The following is a 1,063-nucleotide window of genomic DNA, read 5'->3' on the forward strand; positions in this document are numbered from 1 at the left end:
ATGTTATGTTCCATTAAATACATCGGATTGCGTTTCACTTTTGGAATAATGTCTTTCACCATGATTTTCCAAGGCACATTCCAAGTAGGATTTAAAATCACCGAATCTAGCGTTCCCGTCATGATTGGGGTTTTTCTTGAAGCTCGACCAACCACAACTTTTGATTCAAACAGTGGCTGACCATCATGCCAGTACGTAACTTCATAACCCGGCACGTTCACAAACACGACATTGTCTCGTTCTTTCGCCCAAATACGAGAACGCTCAGCATTCAATGCCAGCAAGTGCAAACGTTGTTGAGGAGAGAAGTTGATCCAACGAATGGTGTTCGGACCAATTACGCCATCTTGGTTCAAGCCATGAATACGCTGGAACTCTTTCACCGCCAGCTCCAAATTTTCATCGTATTGCGGTATTTCTGAATCGATGTAACTGACATCCACTCCGACGATCGCCATGCGTTCAACAAGGGTTGATTTGTTTTCTATCGGATCACCGACGCGCAACAGACCTTTTTGCTCATAGAAAGGATATTGATATTGCGAGAATTCAGAAAGCGAAGCAAATACCGTATTAAATGAGGCATCCATCTGCAAAGGCGAGCGCAAGCTGGCTAAAAACTGATCCAACTTCCCTACCGTGATCTCATTGCTCAGTACCGATAGCGTATCCACACTAGGCGCAGGAAAGCTCACATGGGCTTTATTTGCAAACAACCAGTTAACGCCTTCTTGAGGAACCTGCTCAAGATAGCTGAGGTACATAAGGAGGGAATCGGTCATCACCAAATCGAAGTCAAGGTTGTCTCCTTTCGATCTTACTTGGTTAATACGATGCAGTTGGTTGTCAAACTCTTTGGAAACGTCAGCAAGCGCGACCAGCTTCATCTGAAAAATGAACTGTTCAACATCGCTCTCATTTTCCCAATTCAAACGGTAATTCGTACTTTGGTAAAGTTGATCAATCACCGTTGGATAATGGATCATTTTTTCGACAGACAACTGCTCTACGGCCCCTTCTTGCTCCGTTTGGGCAGAAGCATCGAGAGAAACCACGGTAGAAA

1 protein-coding gene is annotated in these 1,063 nt (G+C 44.3%); it reads right to left on the reverse strand.

The genetic code is table 11. The annotated features are described in order from the left end of the window. Positions 1-1,063 (reverse strand): L,D-transpeptidase family protein (locus tag R7P72_RS25930; protein WP_318111115.1); only part of this gene is annotated, 1,063 nt, incomplete at both ends.

The organism is Vibrio sp. Vb0888 (assembly GCF_033338835.1).
Lineage (GTDB): Bacteria > Pseudomonadota > Gammaproteobacteria > Enterobacterales > Vibrionaceae > Vibrio > Vibrio alginolyticus.